Raw genomic sequence first — 17,605 nt, 5'->3', positions numbered from 1 at the left:
GAGGGTGTCCTTTTTAATTCAGCTTTTTTAAATAGTTTTCTACCCCATTTAAACCTTTTTCTAATGTTTCCATTGAACAGGCGAAAGACAAACGGAAATAGCCTTCTCCATATTCTGAAAAAGCACTCCCCGGTACGACAGCTACTTTTTCTTCCTTCACAAGATTAAGGGCAAAATCAAAACTGTTTAACCCTACGGTCTTCGGTATTCGTACGAAAAAATAAAAGGCTCCATCCGGTTTCACAACGCTAAGTCCCATAGCATTTAACCGATCAAATACATACTCTCTTCTTTTCTCATATTCCATTTTCATAGGAAGGGCATCATTCATACCCGCTGTAAGGGCCTCAATCGCTGCTTTTTGGGCAATAGAATTCGCACAGGACACATTATATTGATGAACCTTTAGAATATGTTTGGTCAGTGTCTCTGGTGCAAATAAGAGGCCAATTCTCCAACCTGTCATCGAATGTGATTTGGATAAACCATTTATCACAATTGTTTTTTCTTTTAGGTATGAGGCAATGGACCTATGGGGCTGTTCATAGGTTAGTTCGCTGTATATCTCATCTGCAAGGATAAAGAAATCCTGATTCTTACAGAAGTCAGCAATTTCCCGTAATTCGTCTTCAGAGAGGCTCACCCCTGTAGGGTTGGATGGATAAGGCAAAACAATGCATCGTGTTTTTTCAGTAATGTGAGGTTTAATCATCTCTAACGTAAAGCGGAAATTATTTTCTGTCACATCCACATGTATAGGTGTTGCCCCCATCATTCGAATAATCGGTTCATATCCAGGATAAATGGGACCTGGCAAAATTACCTCCGTTCCTTCTGTTAATATCGTTCGGAACGCTATGTCAATTGCTTCACTGGCCCCCATTGTGACAATTACTTCCGTATCTGGCTGATAATGAAGGCCATATTTCTTTTCCATAAAGGTGCAGGCTGCTTTTCTTAATTCAAGCATACCCGCGTTATGGGTGTAAGATGTATAGTTTTCTTCAATGGCCTGTATTCCAGCTTGTTTTACATGTTCCGGGGTAGGGAAATCTGGTTGTCCAATCGTAAGGGAAATTAAATCTTCAATATGAGAAACCATATTAAAAAATTTTCTAATTCCGGAAATTTCAATATCTTTAACTCTTTGATTGATTAAATGCTCCATAGCTCGTTCATCCTTCCCATTTGTACCTATATGTCTTTAGTCCAGTTTGAATATAGATGGATATGTATCAATATTCTACCATCTAGGGGTGCTTAAGCATATGAAAAGCCGGACTTCTCCGGCCTTAATTCGTATATCTTTCTCCCAGTTTCTTAAAGACAGGTTTTTGATAGGAGCGGCGGTTACCCGGATTGGAGGGAGAATGCTGGATTTCCTTTATTCCTGTATAGGATTGTAATAATGCTTTTGCAATATTAAGTGAAAGATTTGCTTTTGGATTTCTTACTCTTTCATCTAGCTTCCCTAAATGGGGGAGCTCGGCAAAATCTGATTTTGTCGGAGGAATATGGAATGTGTACCTTCCGCACTCAACTAAAACATCAGATTGCTGCTGGCTGTTTTTTGGATGTTCTGAAAAATGAAGTCCTACTTTTTTAGCTTTACCTTCAACAATTAATTTTTTTAATGCTTCATGTTTTAATTTGTATAAAAATTTGGGATTAATAGCTGTTTTTGCATGGCGATTTACAATAAATACAGCCTGAGAGAGGTTTTCGATGGTAAAATTAAGTTTGGTAAGAGGGCGTTTCTGGTCCGGGTTCAAAATAAGTACTCCTTTCTGTAGTTCAAAAGCATCTTTATTATACACATTTTTTAATTGAAAAATAAGGGGTAGGACAATTGATATCAATAAAAAAGAAATAATCCCAGCCAAAATTTCCAATAATATTTAATATAGGTTTAACTTTCACAGCATAAAGCTAAAATAATAGAAAATTTTACCGGAATAATGAATAAATTCGATATTTTCACTTATTTAGATTGTAAAATAGAAATACACAAATGTAAAAACATTATTGTAAAAATATGCGAACTTTTTATGTCTAAAGGATGATAAAATGGAGCAGTCAATCAACCTACTATCTTCAAAATTTAGTGCGGACAAAGTAAGTGAATCATCATTAAACTATTTAAAACAATTCCCAATGGATGTTTTAAAAATTGACCAATCCTTCATTAAGGAAATCCCTAAAAACGAAAAGGATATGGCTATTACAACCACGGTTATTCACCTTGGAAAAAGTTTAGAATTAGAGGTCATAGCTGAAGGTGTAGAGAATCAAAATCAGGTAGAATTTTTAGCAGAAGCGAAATGTCATAAAATACAAGGGTATTATTATTCAAAACCACTGCCCGCATTAGAAATTGAGGAAAGATATCTAGTTAAGAAAAAATAAAAAAGTTTTCAATAAATAAAAATCCTTATCTCCATTAAAAATAGATAAGGACTTTTTTATATAGCTTTTTCATATCTTAGTGTGAAAATGGTTAGTTCTGGCTTGGCCATAAAACGAAAAGGGAGACGTGTTGTTCCAATTCCTCTATTAACATATAAAGTAAGATTCCCAATTGAATACAGTCCCTCAGTGTAAATTTGGGCAAAAGGCGGGGTAACAAGTGCCCCTAAAAACGGAATTTTCACTTGACCTCCATGACTATGTCCGCTGATCTGCCATTGTATTGGGTACTGTGATGCGGTATCCGCAAGGTCGGGAGCATGTGATAATAAAATTTTAAACCTATTGTTGGGTATATGACTTGAAGCTAAGGCGATATTGGGTTTTCCTAACATCGCATCATCTACTCCAATTAAATAGATGCTCGTACCATCTTCTAGTTTAATGGATTTAGATTCATTCAATAAGACTGTAAAATTTCCTGCCTCCATAATATTCCGATAAATGTCAGTGCCATAACCCCCATGATCATGGTTGCCAAAAATACAGAACTTTCCAAGTGGAGCATTTAACTGCTTCAAGAGTGGAATAATTTGATTCATCTTATTATATCGATTCGGTTCATCCATTAAATCTCCTGTAAAAAGAATGAGATCAGGATTGAGGTTATTAATTTTTGTCATTAGTTTTTTTAGCTGATGGAGATTATATTGAAAGCCCAAGTGGGTGTCACTAAATTGAATAATCCTTTTTCCGTCAAAGCTTTTTGGGATTAAGGGATGTTTGATTTCCAGGTTATTAGCGTCTAGCAGGGAAGGTTCAATCCGGTTGGCATAAAAATATCCTCCTGAACTAAGGCCGAAGATTGTGAGGAATGCACCGAATGAACGCTTTAAAAGGAATCTTCTTGTCATTTTTGTTTGCATCTTTTCTTCCATTCCACCTCACTTTTTATTTTTTTAAAATGGCTGTGTTAAACTAGTCAGTTGATTTCCGCTCCAGGCACAAGCGGTTCGCGGGCGGTCCGGGGAGCCTCCTCGCCGTTTATGCTCCTGCGCAGTCTCTCCCCTGCCCCGTACTCCCACAGGGGTCTTCGTGTCTTCCGCTCCAATCAACATGGTTAAAACATTGTACTTTAACACAGCCTTAAAAATAAACGTCATTTCGTATTTTCTTTAAAATTGGCAAAGAAAGCAAGTGTTTTTAACAAAAAGATCTTTTACGGCTGCTTAATACGTTAATATTCAAAACTTGGACAATTATTCATAAAAAAGAGATACCAAAAATTTGGCATCTCACAATTCATTGCATTTATTTATAACTAACTGCCCGGCAATTCAATGCTTTCCAGGAGGAAATAAATCGATCTTTACCAACTCTTACTTGTTTTCTACCTGATAATGGGTCATTTAAATAGACGAAATTCCTATCGTATCCAACGAGTACCACCGCATGGAGGTCTAAAGGCGTTTTAATGTATTGTTGCCCATGATACCATGACTCCCAGCGGTCTGGAAGCCTATAATCTCCAGTTGTCCAAACAACGACAGGATATCCATCTGAAACATGCTGTAATACCCGTTCAAAAGGCTGATTTGTTAAATTAATTGCCCGACCGGGTAGCTTTTGATTAATTAATTGAACCATTGGACGATCAAAAACTGCATAGCCCGGGGTCTTTCCTGTCATATCACCAACAAATCCTTCTGCGGGATTTCCCCACCTCCGAATATCACCATTCGTTTTTACGAGCGGGTCGGAATCCTTTTTAATCAGGCGGTAGAGCTCCATTTTATCCGTTTTGACACCTGCATATTGGAGAACCATTGTAAGGCTGGTGACTTCACATCCATACCTTAATTCAGGGTTTTGCCTAATTAGAGGTACATTAAGCAGTTGTGAAGCTTTTTTAGGGTTTACATTTGCAGGCTTCGATTGTTTTGCTTGTATTGGTATCATTTCATTTAATACGCCGGTTGAGTTAATATTTTGCATTTTTACCTGATTGTTTCTTTCAATAACAGCGGCTGGGGCCGTTTTTTTTGTTCTATTTGAAAGGGTATCATCATCTAAATTACTGCATCCAAGCAATGGAAGAATGGTGGCCAAAGCAAAAAGCTTCTTCAATACTTCTCCCCCTTTAAATGGACTTGAATTTAGGGTGTGATTGTATCTCTTCTTATATGATGGTATCCTGTTGGAAACGAACGTGAGAAGGCTTTTCTGCGTATTGTATATATTGGTATGGTATAATGAGAAAAATCTTTTTTGGAGGGCAAGTAAATGGATGCATTGGATATCCTAGCGGATCTTGAAAATGTCATTCCTTTTTTTCAACCAATTTTTAGTGCGGAAGAACATAGTGTGGTCGCATATGAAGTATTGGGAAGATATAAGTCAGAAGGGAACATCATTAGCTTAGGACCCTTTTTTCAGGATGATCAGATTCCGGATGAATATAAATTTGAAGTAGACCAAATTGTGGTAAGTAAGGCATTAGAAAAAGCACTTAATTTGGATGATCATGTCAAGATTTTTTTAAATCGAAATGCTGATTTATTAATGTATGGACATGGCGAACCATTTTTACAAGAGCTTTTAGAATTTGAAAAAAGAGGAATTCGATTGAGCAGAATTGTTCTTGAAATATCGGAACAAAATTATACAGGGGATTTCGATCAATTAGATCACTTACTGCAATACTATCGTACGTATGGGATCCAAATTGCGATTGCCAGGATTGATAGTGCAAAAAATTATTTTCAGCGAATTGGAGAAATAGAACCTGATATTTTGAAGGTCAATCTAGAAGCTTTAAAATCAACGTCAACTGGAACGAATTTTAATGACGTATTATTTACTCTGTCATTATTGGCCCGGAAAATCGGGGCAACATTATTGTTTGAAAATATTGAAATGAGTTATCAGCTCCAATTTGCCTGGAAAAATGGGGGAAGATACTATCAAGGATATTATCTCCATCCGCCAGAGGCAGAATTTATTCAAGGGGATATGTTAAAAGAACGATTAAAAGAGAAATTCCACGACTTTATTTCATATGAAAAAAGAAAATTAGAAGCGGTATATACGACCGCCGAGTTTTTTCAAATTAAAGTTCAGGAAATTGTTATAAAAAACAGGAAGACAAGTTATGAGGATTTATTTCAAGCTTTGATAAAAGAATTGGATCAAATCGCCTTCAGAATGTATGTATGTGATGAAGATGGCTTTCAAAAATCGGTTAATATCTTTAAAGAAAAAAATGACTGGATAACTCAAGCACAGTATCTTAATAAAAACTGGAGCTGGCGTCCTTATTTTTTAGAAAATATTATCAAAATGCGTAATGAGCGAAAAGGAATCTTGTCAGATTTATACAGTGATATTGAAACAGGTGAAACGATTCGAACTTTTTCTTTTCCCATGAATGGCGAAGAATATTTGTTTATCGACATATCTTATCAATATTTATTTGAGCATGAGCAGCTTTTATAATGTGACTTAATGCACCCTTTAATAAAAAAATTTTTCCTTTCCTCCAATTTTGCTTGGACAAATGCCGTTCCTTATTTTATTCTTTTAATATTGGCATATAAAAACTTGGTAGTTAAAATTAAACCATAATCCGTTTGGATAGAAACATGTCAAAAGAGAAACATAAATGTAGGAAGTTTGTTTGTGTTTGAAAGGAGATAGGCAAATGTCACAGCTTCAAGGTATATTAACTCGATTAAAAAACCTTCAGGAACAATCGGGGGGTGGAGAACCTGCACAACGTTATTTCGAGGTAAATGGCGAGCGCAAGTGTCAGGTAACGTTTCATCCTAAGACAGAAACATTTGAATTAGAAGTATACAATGAGAAGGAAAAACCAAAACGGTATCAATTTGATAATATTGATATGATTACAATTGAAATTTTTGATTTGATTCAATAAGGGACCTTCGGGTTCCTTTCTTTTTCGGTTTTGAACATGTAAAAACCGTACAGTATCAAAGGAACTATGGTAAAATAAAGAGGAATCAAACAAAAAATTTGAGGGGTTCGGCTCATGATAAGTCTTCACAGTGGGGAATTTTTAGAATTAAGTATAAAAGATTTTATGATCCCTTCCGAGCGGGTCGCACATGTTCAGATTGGGAACAATCTTGAGCATGCTTTATTAGTTTTAACCAAAAGTGGATATACTGCTATTCCTGTTTTAGACCCACATTATAAGCTCCACGGGTTAATTAGTACGCCGATTATCATGGATTCCATTTTAGGATTGGAACGGATTGAATTTGAAAAGTTGGAGAATAAACGGGTAGAAGAGGTCATGAAATCGGATATTTCACGGGTAAAGATTTCCGAATCGATTATAAAATGCCTTGAGCTGCTCGTAAATCAACCTTTCATTTGTGTTGAATCTGAGGATGGTTTTTTTGAAGGAATTTTGCCAAGAAGTACAGTATTAAATCAATTAAACAATTTAGTTAAAAGATTTATTAAATAATTGATCAGAGCTCCCTTGATAGGGAGCTATATTATTGAGTTTAAAAAGAGGTGTTATAATGGGGGATACCGCAGCAGAAAAGAGTATTGGAGGATCTCAAAAAAAGCGAACCAAAAAGCACCTGGTTTTAGCTGCTGTTATGCTCGCTATGTTTATGGGGGCAATTGAAGCAACTATTGTTTCAACAGCGATGCCTGCCATTGTTGCTGATTTAGGTGGCTTCCAATTATACAGTTGGGTGTTTTCAGCGTATTTGTTAATGAATTCTGTAACGGTTCTCATTTATGGAAAGTTATCAGATTTATTTGGACGAAAACCCATCATGTTTTTTGGTGTTATCATTTTTTTAATAGGATCGACACTTTGCGGTTTTGCCTCATCAATGAAAATGCTGATTATTTTTCGCCTCATACAAGGGTTTGGAGCTGGCGCTGTTATGCCGATTGCCACAACCATTGTAGGGGATATTTATACGGCTGAAGAGCGGGCAAAAATCCAAGGCTATCTTTCAAGCGTTTGGGGGATTTCTGCCATTACAGGGCCGGCTGTTGGCGGTCTGCTTGTTCAATATGTCAGCTGGCATTATGTTTTTTGGATCAATATCCCATTAGGAATTCTTTCTCTTGCTGGATTATGGCTGTTTTTACATGAAAATGTGGAAAAGAAAAAACACGAAATTGACTATCTCGGAGCTATTCTACTAACGGTTGCCATTTCTTCGCTTATGTTAGTTCTAGTTGAAGGGGGCAGTCATTGGGCCTGGAACTCTTGGCAGGCTTTATCGCTTTTTACATTGTGCGGGCTTACATTGGCAGCGTTTGTTTTTCAGGAGGGAAGGGCAAAAGAGCCTGTCATGCCATTTAATATTTGGAAAGAACGGTCCATTTTTATTGCAAATATTACCTCGTTGACAACTGGAATAATGTTAATCGGGATTTCAAGCTTTTTACCTACATTTGTTCAGGGGGTAATGGAACAAACAGCCATTATTGCAGGATTTACCTTGACGACAATGTCAATTGGCTGGCCAATTGCATCCACAATGTCTGGAAAAATGCTAATTTCTCTAGGGTATCGAACCACCTCGATTATTGGTGGAGTAGCATTAGTGCTTGGCAGTATCTTTTTTGTCACAATGTCCACTTCTGTCGGTCCTATCTGGGCCGCTGCAGGCTCATTTATTGTAGGAATTGGAATGGGGTTAACTTCGACTGCCTTCATCGTTTCCATTCAAAGTACTGTCGAATGGCAGCAACGCGGGATCGCAACAGCAGCTAATATGTTTATGAGAAATTTGGGGAACACGATAGGGGCTGCTTTATTAGGCGGAATTCTTAATAATCGGTTAAGCAGTTATTTAAATGAAAATGCTGCAGAAGCCGGGAAGAAACTAACTATTAATTCGGCTAATATTCTTTTAAATGCAAAAGAGCGTGCACAGTTAACTGAAACGGTAAGAGAAGTGCTTCAAAATGGTTTAACTCTATCCCTGCATACTGTCTACTATGTAGTTCTAATTTTTGCGCTAATAAGTTTGATTTTGGTTTTCTTTATTCCGAAAAAAGGGAATAGCTCTGTTTAAAAACAGAGCTTTTTTCCATTAAAAGGTTTTTTGAAAAAAAGTATAAGGTGGTTTAAACGTTGTCTTCACTGTCTGAATTTCAATTATTATCTGTTTTGGCTCAAGAAATGAATATGCGTAAGGCTTCTGAGCGCCTGTTTGTCTCCCAGCCGGCATTATCACAGCGCCTGCAAACCATCGAAAAAGATTGGGAGACGAAATTGTTTATTCGTTCTCAAAAAGGACTGGCGCTGACCCCATCAGGGGAGCAAGTTATCCAATTTGTAAATGAGGTCTTGAAAAAGGAAGAAAAGGTAAGGGAGTCGATTCATTCACTCCAGGGCGGTGTGTCCGGAACATTAAAAATAGCAGTTGCTTCAATAGTTGGGCAAAATTGGCTTCCTCAAGTATTAAAGCAATATATTGATACCTATCCCCAGGCAAAAATTTCGCTTGTAACTGGCTGGAGCAGTGAAATTTTAAAATGCTTGCATGATGACCAGGTTCATATCGGGATTATTCGCGGAACTCCTGATTGGAAAGGGGCTAAGATCCACCTCTTTAGTGATCCGCTATATCTAGTAGACAGAGTTATTACAAAGCCAGAGCAGGTTTTGGACACTGATCGTCCGTTTATTCAATTTAAAAGTGACTCTAACTATTATCAAGAAATTCAAGATTGGTGGATGAGAAATTTTAAGACCTCACCAAAAAGGACCATTGTTGTCGATCAAATTGAGACCTGTAAACAAATGACGTTTAATGGAATCGGCTACTCCATCCTGCCGTCGATTACCTTAAAAAGCGCAGAAAAAAATATATTTAAAATCCCGCTTCTCAATGAAAATCAGCTGCCGCTTAAAAGGGATACATGGCTTTTAGGTTATGAATCAGCTTTTCAATTGAAACAGGTAAATGCGTTTGTTGAATTAATCAAAGAATATATTTCTGAAAAAAAACAATAATCCCATTTTTTTTATTGTTTTCATCGCTTTCGTTTGTTAAAGTAATTTTTAGTACAAGCCATAGGGAGGAGAATAAATTATGAAAAAGATGGATGCACATGAAATTATTTCGTTTATCCAAAATAGTAAAAAATCTACACCTGTAAAGGTTTATTTAAAGGGTGACCTTGATGGAATTGATTTTGGAAGCAATTCAAAGGTATTTGTGAATGGAAATACAGGGGTTGTTTTTGGTGATTGGGCAGATGTTAATGCTGCATTAGAAGCCAATCAAGCAAAGGTTGAAGATTATGTAATTGAGAATGACCGCCGTAATTCAGCATTGCCATTACTTGATATGAAAAATGTAAATGCCCGAATTGAACCAGGTGTCACGATTCGCGATCAGGTTGAAATTGGTGATAATGCGGTTATTATGATGGGGGCTGTCATTAACATTGGTGCAGTTATTGGTGAAAATACAATGATTGACATGAATGTAGTAATGGGCGGCAGAGCAACGGTTGGGAAAAGATGTCATATTGGTGCCGGTGCTGTTTTAGCAGGAGTAATCGAACCACCATCTGCAAAACCTGTTGTGATCGAAGACGATGTTGTAATTGGAGCAAATGCAGTTGTACTCGAAGGTGTAACAGTTGGAAAAGGGTCCGTTGTTGCAGCAGGTGCAGTTGTAACGGATGATGTTCCACCAAATACAGTTGTTGCTGGAATTCCTGCAAAAAAAATAAAAGATATTGATGAAAAGACTAAATCGAAGACAGAAATAATGGATGCGCTTCGTCAATTATAATCAATAGGAGGAAAGCGTGGATAATCCACGCTTTTTTTCTAACCAAGGGAGTAACCTGAATGAATTCATATGTGAAAATTCGTCGTGATTTACATCAAATTCCGGAATTAGGGTTCCAAGAATATAAGACCCAGGCTTATTTATTATCTTATTTACAAGGTTTACCTCAGAATAGGCTGACGATTAAAAAGTGGAAAACGGGGATCTTTGTAAAGGTACATGGTCTTAATCCAAACAAAACCATTGGGTATCGAACAGATATCGATGGGCTGCCGATTTCAGAAGAAACAGGGCTGACTTATAAATCAACTCATGATGCGCAAATGCATGCGTGCGGTCATGATTTTCACATGAGTATTGCGGTTGGAACTCTTACCTATTTTGTGGAAAATCCTATCCAAGATGATTTATTATTTATTTTTCAACCGGCAGAGGAGGGCCCTGGGGGGGCGGAACCGATGCTGCAGTCAGAAATCATGCAGGAATGGAAACCGGATATGATTTTTGCCTTACATATCGCCCCAGAATACCCTGTAGGAACGATTGCTTTAAAAGAAGGACTACTCTTTGCTAATACGTCTGAACTATTTATTGATTTAAAAGGTAAAGGCGGCCATGCGGCCTATCCTCATCAAACCAATGATATGGTTATTGCTGCCTGTTCGTTAGTCAATCAACTACAGACCATCGTTTCTAGAAATGTCGATCCGCTGGATAGTGCTGTAATTACAATTGGTAAAATTACTGGGGGAACTGTGCAAAATATCATTGCCGAAACAGCTCGTTTAGAAGGGACTATTCGAACATTATCACCTGAATCAATGAAAAAGGTAAAACATCGAGTAGAGTCTCTGGTTAAAGGGATTGAAACAGGCTACGAATGCGAGGCCAAGATTGATTTTGGAGCGATGTATCATCAGGTCTATAATCATGAAAAATTGACAGGTGATTTTTTCGAATATATGAGTCGGCAAAATGAAGTAAAGGTAATTGAGTGCAAAGAAGCCATGACGGGTGAGGACTTTGGCTATATGCTTAAGGAAATCCCAGGATTTATGTTTTGGCTTGGAGTGGACTCGCCATTTGGCTTGCACCATTCAAGGTTAAATCCTAACGAAGATGCTATTGATGTTGCTATAAAGGTAATGACAAACTATATTACTTATCAAGGGAATAAAGCGTAAATCACAATGCGTTTTGTTTTATACTTTTTGGAAATCATGATAAAATTATAGCAAATAATGGTGAATTTTGTTACATAGAAAAAGTTTAATCTTCATCTAAAACGGTAAAACTGATGGAGGGGAAATCTAGGTTATAATTAAAATTAGTATTTATTTAAATTAATTATAATTTAATATTGACTCAAAATAAGAATTATCCTATAATGAAAAGTGTCAAAGGGATAGCAAATGAGAATTGCTATAAAGTTATCTCATTTAATTAATATTTGGAGGGATTCGATATGCCAGAACGTATGGTAGGTAAACAAGCTCCACGCTTTGAAATGGATGCAGTATTACCAAACAAAGAATTTGGAAAAGTTAGCCTTGAAGAGAACATGAAAAATGATAAATGGACAGTATTGTTCTTCTACCCAATGGACTTTACATTCGTTTGCCCAACTGAAATCACTGCAATGTCTGATCGTTACGAAGAATTCGATGACCTTGATGCTGTTGTAGTCGGTGCTTCTACAGACACCATTCATACTCACCTTGCTTGGATTAAAACAGATCGTAAAGAAAATGGTCTTGGCGATTTAAATTATCCATTAGCAGCAGACACTAACCATGTTGTTGCTCGTGAATATGGTGTGTTAATTGAAGAAGAAGGTGTTGCACTTCGCGGTTTATTCATCATTGACCCAGAAGGCGAATTAAAATATTCTGTAGTAAACCATAACAATATCGGCCGTGACGTTGATGAAACACTTCGTGTTCTTCAAGCACTTCAAACTGGCGGACTTTGCCCTGCAAACTGGAAGCCAGGACAAGCTACACTAAATGTTTAAAATAGAAAAGCGGAAGCGCCTTGTTCAGGGGCGCTGGAGCTAGACAATTTTTAAATCAAACACGATAGACCTAACCTTTAAAGTGTTAGGTCTATTTTTAAAATAGGGGGGATTGAAATGAAATTACGTGAGCCAATGCCGGAATTAACAGGTGCAACCGAATGGGTGAACGGTCAGGTGACGAAAGAAGAGTTAGTTGGAGAAAGGCCTACACTAATTCATTTTTGGTCGATTAGCTGCCACCTTTGTAAAGAAGCAATGCCACAGGTCAATCAATTCCGTGATGACTTCAAAGAAAAATTAAATGTGGTCGCTGTTCATATGCCTCGTTCTGAAAATGATTTAAACATTGAAGAAATCAAGCAAGTGGCTGCAGAACATGGAATTACCCAGCCGATCTTTGTTGACAGTGAACACAAACTTACGGAAGCGTTTGAAAATCAATATGTGCCTGCTTACTATGTTTTTGACCGTGAAGGTAAGCTTCGTCATTTTCAAGCAGGCGGAAGTGGCATGAAAATGCTTGAAAAACGGGTAAATCGTGTTTTGGATGAATTAGAAAAAACTGAATAGAATAATATAGTAATCAGAACTGTTCGTATTAAAACGAGCAGTTTTTTTTATGGAAAAAATTTCTTAAAAATGTAAGCAAAGGACTAGAAAAATACTTCGAAACCCGATATATTAAATATTGCGCCTTTATTCAAAAAATTGAAAATTGTAAGGAAAGGGGATTGAATGTGGAAACGTTTAAAAAATTAAAATCTTACTATTGGCCTTACAAAAAGTATTTTTTTATTTCCATGAGTTTTTTGTTAGTCGTTACAGCAATAACTGTTGTATATCCAATGATTTTACAGCAAACAATTGATGAGGTGGTGTTAAAAGAGAAGTATTATTTGGTTCCATACCTGGCCATTGGTTTTATTTTTCTAATGGGCATAAAAGGGGGAGCCACCTTTATCAATCAATACACAGGTGATTTATTTGGAATTACCTCCGTATATAAACTGCGAAATTCCTTATATGAAAAGCTGCAGTTTTTACCGTTTAGATACTATGATAATGCCAAAACGGGAGATTTAATGTCCCGATTAACGGCAGATGTCGAAGGATTTCGCTTTTTTCTTTCCTTTGGCTTTTCAGAATTACTTAGATTCCTCTTGTTAATCGCGCTTAGTGTAGCCGTGATGCTTTACTATTCCATCAGTCTGACCATCATTACACTCATCTCACTTCCCTTTTTAGCTATCATCGTTTATAAATTTGATCGTGCGGTGCACCCTGCCTTTAAGGGGATTCGACAATCATTTGGACGATTAAATACAAAAGTTCAGGAAAGCATCAGTGGTATCAATACTGTTAAATCTCTATCAAGAGAGGGATTTGAAATTGAAAAATTTAACGCTTCAAATGGTGATTATAAGCAGCAAAATATCTTCACCTCCACCATATGGGCAAAGTATTTTCCATTAATGGAGCTAATGGGAAATATCAGTGTTGTTCTTTTATTAGGATACGGCGGTACTCTTGTCATGAAGGGTTCATTAAAACCGGGGGAACTTGTCGCTTTTTATAGTTTGGTTTGGTATATTATTTGGCCGATTGTTAATCTTGGATTTGTAATTAATTTGTTTTCACAAGCAAAGGCTTCAGGGGAACGGCTTTTAGAAGTCCTAGAAGTGAATAACGAAATAACTGATCAAGATGAGGCAATTGATTCGGGCAGGTTAAACGGTCGAGTAGAGTTTAAAAACGTCTCCTTACGCTATGATGAGGGCTTAAAGGAAGCATTATTTGGTATTTCCTTTAAGATTGAGCCTGGAAAAGTAATTGGACTCATTGGCCCTACCGGTTCAGGTAAAACAAGCATTACGCAGCTTATGACGAGATTTTATGAACCAAGTGAAGGAGAGGTTTTGATTGATGGTAAACCGGTAAGCGATTTTTCTCTAAGGACCTTAAGAAGCAATATAGGGTTTGTATTGCAGGAATCCTTTTTATTTTCGACTACCATAAAAGAAAATATCTCCTACGGAAGACCTGAGGCAGACATGGATCAAATTATTAATGCAGCTAAACGGGCCCAGGCGCATGATTTTATTATGGAACTTCCGAATGGTTATGAAACGATACTTGGAGAACGGGGAATGGGCCTTTCAGGAGGCCAAAAGCAAAGAATTGCGATTGCCAGAGCTATTTGTGTGGACCCAAGTATTTTAATTTTAGACGATGCTACAAGTGCAGTCGATATGGAAACGGAATTAAATATCCAAAAGGCATTAAAAGAAGTCATGAAAGGCCGGACTACCTTCATCATTGCTCACCGGATTTCCTCCTTAAAGCATGCAGATGAAATTTTAGTATTAAATAATGGCCGGATTGTGGAACGGGGAAAACACGAGAAATTGTTCAATAATAATGGTCCATATCAACGGGTATTTGAAATCCAATATAAGGATTGGCAGGAAAAGGCATCATCTAAAACAGGTTAAAGGAGGGAATGTTTTTGATTGAAAAAAGAGCGCATCCAAGTATATTAAAACGGTTTCATTATTCCTCAGATCAAGTGATTGAAAAACCCTTTAACTGGATTCAAATGGCAAGGCTGTTTAGTTATCTTAAGCCATATAAGAAAAATTTATTACCTCTCTCAGCAATAATGGTCATCATCACCACAGCCATTCGCTTAACCATTCCGATTTTAATTGGAGTCTATACGCTAGATAAAGCCATCATCAATAAAGACATCCATTTATTGACCATCCTAGTTATCATCATTGCCAGCCTCTATTTCATATCGTACATTGCAAATATTTTTCGAATTCGCTGGATGAATGAACTGGGGCAGGGGGTCATCTACGATATTCGAAAGCATCTTTTTTCACATGTACAAAATCTTTCGCATCAGTTTTTTGACCAGCGTTCTGCTGGTTCGATTCTTGTTCGGATTATGAATGATATCAATTCATTGCAGGATTTATTTACCAACGGAGTTATTAATTCATTAATGGATTCATTATTGTTAATAGGTGTTTTGATTGTATTATTTTCACTTAGTCCGTCACTTGCCCTTGCTGTAATGCTCATTTTACCGATTATGTTCTTTATATCCACCAGCCTGCGCCGAAAAATTCGCAAATCTTGGCAGGTCGTAAGATTAAAACAGGCGAAGCTTAATTCTCATTTAAATGAAAGCATCCAGGGAATTCGCGTTACCCAATCCTTTACCCAGGAAAAGGAGAATATGGCTTTTTTTCAGGGCGTAAATCAGGAGAATTTCGAAAGCTGGAAAGTAGCCTCCCAAAAAAATGCGATGTTTAGGCCGCTTGTTGAAATAACCAATGCCCTTGGTTCTGCGGTTTTAATTTGGTTAGGGAGCTATCTTATTTTAAATGATTCAATGAAAATTGGTGAATTTGTTTCGTTTGCCTTTTATCTTGGAATGTTTTGGGAACCAATTTCAAGGTTAGGACAGGTGTATAATCAGTTATTAGTTGGTATGGCCTCTTCTGAACGGATATTCGAGTTTCTAGATGAAAAGCCGATTGTTTCAGAAAAAGACGACCCGCAGGAAATGAGGGATATAAATGGACATATTCAATTTGAAAATGTTGTATTCTCTTATAGTGAGAGTCGGCATGCATTAAAAGGAGTGAGCCTTGAAATAAAGGCGGGACAAACAACAGCACTTGTGGGGCACACCGGTTCAGGAAAGACAACGATAGCCAATCTTATCTCACGCTTTTACGACGCAACATCAGGGGAAATTTATATTGACCATCACAATATAAAGGATATCTCACTGAAGAGTCTTAGACGGCAAATTAGTGTGGTCTTGCAGGATACTTTTATTTTTTCAGGGACGATTATGGAAAATATTCGCTTCGGGAGACCTGATGCAACGGACGAGGAAGTCTTATATGCAGCAAAAGCTGTTGGAGCGTATCACTTTATTGAAAGGCTTCCAAATGGTTTTCATCATGAAGTAGAAGAACGTGGGAATATTTTATCCGTCGGTGAAAGGCAGCTTCTCTCGTTTGCCAGAGCACTTTTAGCAGACCCAAGAATTTTAATTTTAGATGAGGCGACAGCAAGTATTGATACAGAGACAGAAGTACTTATCCAAAAAGCTTTAAATACTTTATTAAAAGACCGAACCGCCATTATCATTGCCCATCGTCTTTCGACTATTCGAGATGCTGAACAAATCATTGTATTAGATCATGGTCAAATAAGTGAAAAAGGCAATCATGAAGAACTAATGGAGCTTCAAGGAGAGTATTATCATTTGGTAAGGGCGCAGTTTAACCGGGCTGAAGTTATGTAAATTATCCATAAATAGGTGTTTTTACCTTTTTTTGTAACCATTTTTATTTTTACTCGTCGGTTTAAATAAAAAGGGGTGTCGTGCGAATGAATAGATTCATTAAATGGATCCCAATTGTTTTTGTATTTCTTCTTCTTTCAGCATGCAGGTCGGATAGTAAAAGTGAGAGTGCCAAAATGGATTTTGCTACTAGCAAGACCGCCGATTCTGCCCAAAATGGAAGTCAAGCAAAAGCGTCATTACTATCAGCTGAGAACTTTAAAAAAGAAATGAATCAATCAATTGAAATCCAAATTCCCGAAAAAAAGGTCATTTATACTGCAGACTTAGAGCTTCGTGTGAAAAAGTTTGAACAGACCGTACGAAGAATCGAAGAAAAAGTAGAAAAATACGGCGGCTATATCGCGGAATCTAACGTAATAAAAGAGGGGAAAGAGCAGGTGAGTGGAAGCATTCGAATTCGAATCCCTCAAAAGTATTTTCAGAGTTTTTTACATGATGCCGAGGGGCAGGCTGTTGAAGTGATTCAGCGAAATATTACGGGTCAGGATGTAACTGAAGAATATGTGGATTTAGAATCCAGATTAAACTCAAAAAAAGTTGTGGAGGAACGCTTACTCTCTTTTATGAAAAAAGCAAACAAAACCGAGGACTTATTAAAAATTTCTGCAGATTTAGCATCTGTTCAGGAAGAGATTGAAACGATTGAAGGGAAATTAAAGTTTTTAGAAAATCAAACCGCCTTTTCAACGGTAAATATCATGTTGCATGAATATAAGGTGATTGTTCCTAATATTGATAAGGACAATCTTAACACCTTGGAGAAAACAAAAAAACAGTTTATGAAAAGTATCAATACACTTATAGCTGTCGTATCCTGGCTAGTTGTTTTTGTCATTGGCAATCTTCCAATTCTAATTATTATTTCAGTGATCGGTTTGCTTCTTTATCTTTACATCAAGAAAAGAAGAAATCATAGTCCAAGAGGATAAAGGATAAACGACTTATTACCGTGCAACGTTGTATATGCTAAAATGTACAAAG

The 17,605-nt window shown here is 37.0% G+C and carries 18 protein-coding genes; 13 read left to right on the top strand and 5 right to left on the bottom strand.

Going from position 1 to position 17,605, the window contains the following annotated elements:
- Positions 1-13: 13 nt before the first annotated feature.
- Positions 14-1,168 (bottom strand): aminotransferase A, encoded by a 1,155-nt coding sequence (locus E2K98_RS01825; protein ID WP_133332596.1) that lies wholly within the window; start codon positions 1,166-1,168, stop codon positions 14-16.
- A 124-nt stretch (positions 1,169-1,292) separates the two neighbouring features.
- On the bottom strand, positions 1,293-1,772 hold the full coding sequence (locus tag E2K98_RS01820) for a YkyB family protein (protein ID WP_133332595.1): 480 nt from the start codon (positions 1,770-1,772) through the stop codon (positions 1,293-1,295).
- A 295-nt stretch (positions 1,773-2,067) separates the two neighbouring features.
- On the opposite strand from E2K98_RS01820, the gene E2K98_RS01815 reads away from it, so the two are divergent.
- Positions 2,068-2,406, top strand: a complete 339-nt coding sequence (locus E2K98_RS01815; RefSeq protein WP_133332594.1) for an EAL domain-containing protein — start codon at positions 2,068-2,070, stop codon at positions 2,404-2,406.
- A gap of 56 nt (positions 2,407-2,462) precedes the next feature.
- Here the strand turns inward: E2K98_RS01815 and E2K98_RS01810 are convergent, their stop codons facing one another.
- From E2K98_RS01810 to E2K98_RS01800, 3 genes are all read right to left on the bottom strand, one after another.
- Entirely contained in the window at positions 2,463-3,332 is an 870-nt protein-coding gene (locus E2K98_RS01810) for a metallophosphoesterase (RefSeq protein WP_133332771.1), read from the bottom strand.
- Positions 3,333-3,365: 33 nt separating this feature from the next.
- A complete protein-coding gene (locus E2K98_RS01805) occupies positions 3,366-3,569 on the bottom strand; it encodes a hypothetical protein (RefSeq protein ID WP_133332593.1) in 204 nt (67 codons plus the stop codon).
- Positions 3,570-3,717: 148 nt separating this feature from the next.
- Positions 3,718-4,533, bottom strand: coding sequence for a C39 family peptidase (locus E2K98_RS01800; RefSeq protein ID WP_133332592.1), 816 nt, complete (start codon positions 4,531-4,533; stop codon positions 3,718-3,720).
- 156 nt (positions 4,534-4,689) lie between these two features.
- Here E2K98_RS01800 and E2K98_RS01795 point away from each other — a divergent pair, with 156 nt between their 5' ends.
- The 12 genes from E2K98_RS01795 (at position 4,690) to E2K98_RS01740 (ending at position 17,553) form a co-directional block, all read left to right on the top strand.
- Complete coding sequence (locus E2K98_RS01795; protein ID WP_133332591.1) at positions 4,690-5,901, top strand: EAL domain-containing protein; 1,212 nt, start codon at positions 4,690-4,692, stop codon at positions 5,899-5,901.
- 205 nt (positions 5,902-6,106) lie between these two features.
- On the top strand, positions 6,107-6,343 hold the full coding sequence (locus E2K98_RS01790) for a YkuJ family protein (RefSeq protein ID WP_026574712.1): 237 nt from the start codon (positions 6,107-6,109) through the stop codon (positions 6,341-6,343).
- A 114-nt stretch (positions 6,344-6,457) separates the two neighbouring features.
- Positions 6,458-6,901: a cyclic-di-AMP-binding protein CbpB gene (cbpB, locus tag E2K98_RS01785; protein WP_133332590.1), complete on the top strand. Its 444-nt coding sequence runs from the start codon at positions 6,458-6,460 to the stop codon at positions 6,899-6,901.
- A 58-nt stretch (positions 6,902-6,959) separates the two neighbouring features.
- Positions 6,960-8,483, top strand: coding sequence for an MDR family MFS transporter (locus tag E2K98_RS01780; protein WP_133332770.1), 1,524 nt, complete (start codon positions 6,960-6,962; stop codon positions 8,481-8,483).
- A gap of 59 nt (positions 8,484-8,542) precedes the next feature.
- Positions 8,543-9,427 carry a LysR family transcriptional regulator gene (locus tag E2K98_RS01775; protein WP_133332589.1) on the top strand — a complete coding sequence of 295 codons (885 nt, stop codon included), beginning with the start codon at positions 8,543-8,545 and terminating at the stop codon, positions 9,425-9,427.
- Between the two features lie 79 nt (positions 9,428-9,506).
- A complete protein-coding gene (gene dapD, locus E2K98_RS01770) occupies positions 9,507-10,217 on the top strand; it encodes a 2,3,4,5-tetrahydropyridine-2,6-dicarboxylate N-acetyltransferase (RefSeq protein ID WP_133332588.1) in 711 nt (236 codons plus the stop codon).
- 59 nt (positions 10,218-10,276) lie between these two features.
- Positions 10,277-11,401 (top strand): N-acetyldiaminopimelate deacetylase, encoded by a 1,125-nt coding sequence (locus E2K98_RS01765; RefSeq protein ID WP_133332587.1) that lies wholly within the window; start codon positions 10,277-10,279, stop codon positions 11,399-11,401.
- Positions 11,402-11,682: 281 nt separating this feature from the next.
- Positions 11,683-12,231 (top strand): peroxiredoxin, encoded by a 549-nt coding sequence (locus E2K98_RS01760; RefSeq protein ID WP_133332586.1) that lies wholly within the window; start codon positions 11,683-11,685, stop codon positions 12,229-12,231.
- A 117-nt stretch (positions 12,232-12,348) separates the two neighbouring features.
- Positions 12,349-12,804 (top strand): TlpA family protein disulfide reductase, encoded by a 456-nt coding sequence (locus tag E2K98_RS01755; protein ID WP_133332585.1) that lies wholly within the window; start codon positions 12,349-12,351, stop codon positions 12,802-12,804.
- 167 nt (positions 12,805-12,971) lie between these two features.
- Positions 12,972-14,726, top strand: a complete 1,755-nt coding sequence (locus tag E2K98_RS01750) for an ABC transporter ATP-binding protein (protein WP_133332584.1) — start codon at positions 12,972-12,974, stop codon at positions 14,724-14,726.
- Between the two features lie 17 nt (positions 14,727-14,743).
- On the top strand, positions 14,744-16,561 hold the full coding sequence (locus E2K98_RS01745) for an ABC transporter ATP-binding protein (protein ID WP_208025311.1): 1,818 nt from the start codon (positions 14,744-14,746) through the stop codon (positions 16,559-16,561).
- 86 nt (positions 16,562-16,647) lie between these two features.
- A complete protein-coding gene (locus E2K98_RS01740) occupies positions 16,648-17,553 on the top strand; it encodes a DUF4349 domain-containing protein (RefSeq protein WP_133332582.1) in 906 nt (301 codons plus the stop codon).
- The last annotated feature ends 52 nt before the right edge of the window (positions 17,554-17,605 follow it).

The organism is Bacillus salipaludis (assembly GCF_004358205.1).
The sequence above is the reverse complement of the archived record's forward strand: the minus strand, read 5'-3'. Positions and strand labels throughout refer to the sequence as shown.

Coding starts and splice junctions, on each gene's coding strand:
- E2K98_RS01825 (WP_133332596.1), bottom strand. CDS start 1,168: ATGGAGCATTTAATCAATCAAAGAGTTAAAGATATTGAAATTTCCGGA.
- E2K98_RS01815 (WP_133332594.1), top strand. CDS start 2,068: ATGGAGCAGTCAATCAACCTACTATCTTCAAAATTTAGTGCGGACAAA.
- E2K98_RS01810 (WP_133332771.1), bottom strand. CDS start 3,332: ATGCAAACAAAAATGACAAGAAGATTCCTTTTAAAGCGTTCATTCGGT.
- E2K98_RS01805 (WP_133332593.1), bottom strand. CDS start 3,569: ATGACGTTTATTTTTAAGGCTGTGTTAAAGTACAATGTTTTAACCATG.
- E2K98_RS01795 (WP_133332591.1), top strand. CDS start 4,690: ATGGATGCATTGGATATCCTAGCGGATCTTGAAAATGTCATTCCTTTT.
- E2K98_RS01790 (WP_026574712.1), top strand. CDS start 6,107: ATGTCACAGCTTCAAGGTATATTAACTCGATTAAAAAACCTTCAGGAA.
- cbpB (WP_133332590.1), top strand. CDS start 6,458: ATGATAAGTCTTCACAGTGGGGAATTTTTAGAATTAAGTATAAAAGAT.
- E2K98_RS01780 (WP_133332770.1), top strand. CDS start 6,960: ATGGGGGATACCGCAGCAGAAAAGAGTATTGGAGGATCTCAAAAAAAG.
- dapD (WP_133332588.1), top strand. CDS start 9,507: ATGAAAAAGATGGATGCACATGAAATTATTTCGTTTATCCAAAATAGT.
- E2K98_RS01765 (WP_133332587.1), top strand. CDS start 10,277: ATGAATTCATATGTGAAAATTCGTCGTGATTTACATCAAATTCCGGAA.
- E2K98_RS01760 (WP_133332586.1), top strand. CDS start 11,683: ATGCCAGAACGTATGGTAGGTAAACAAGCTCCACGCTTTGAAATGGAT.
- E2K98_RS01755 (WP_133332585.1), top strand. CDS start 12,349: ATGAAATTACGTGAGCCAATGCCGGAATTAACAGGTGCAACCGAATGG.
- E2K98_RS01740 (WP_133332582.1), top strand. CDS start 16,648: ATGAATAGATTCATTAAATGGATCCCAATTGTTTTTGTATTTCTTCTT.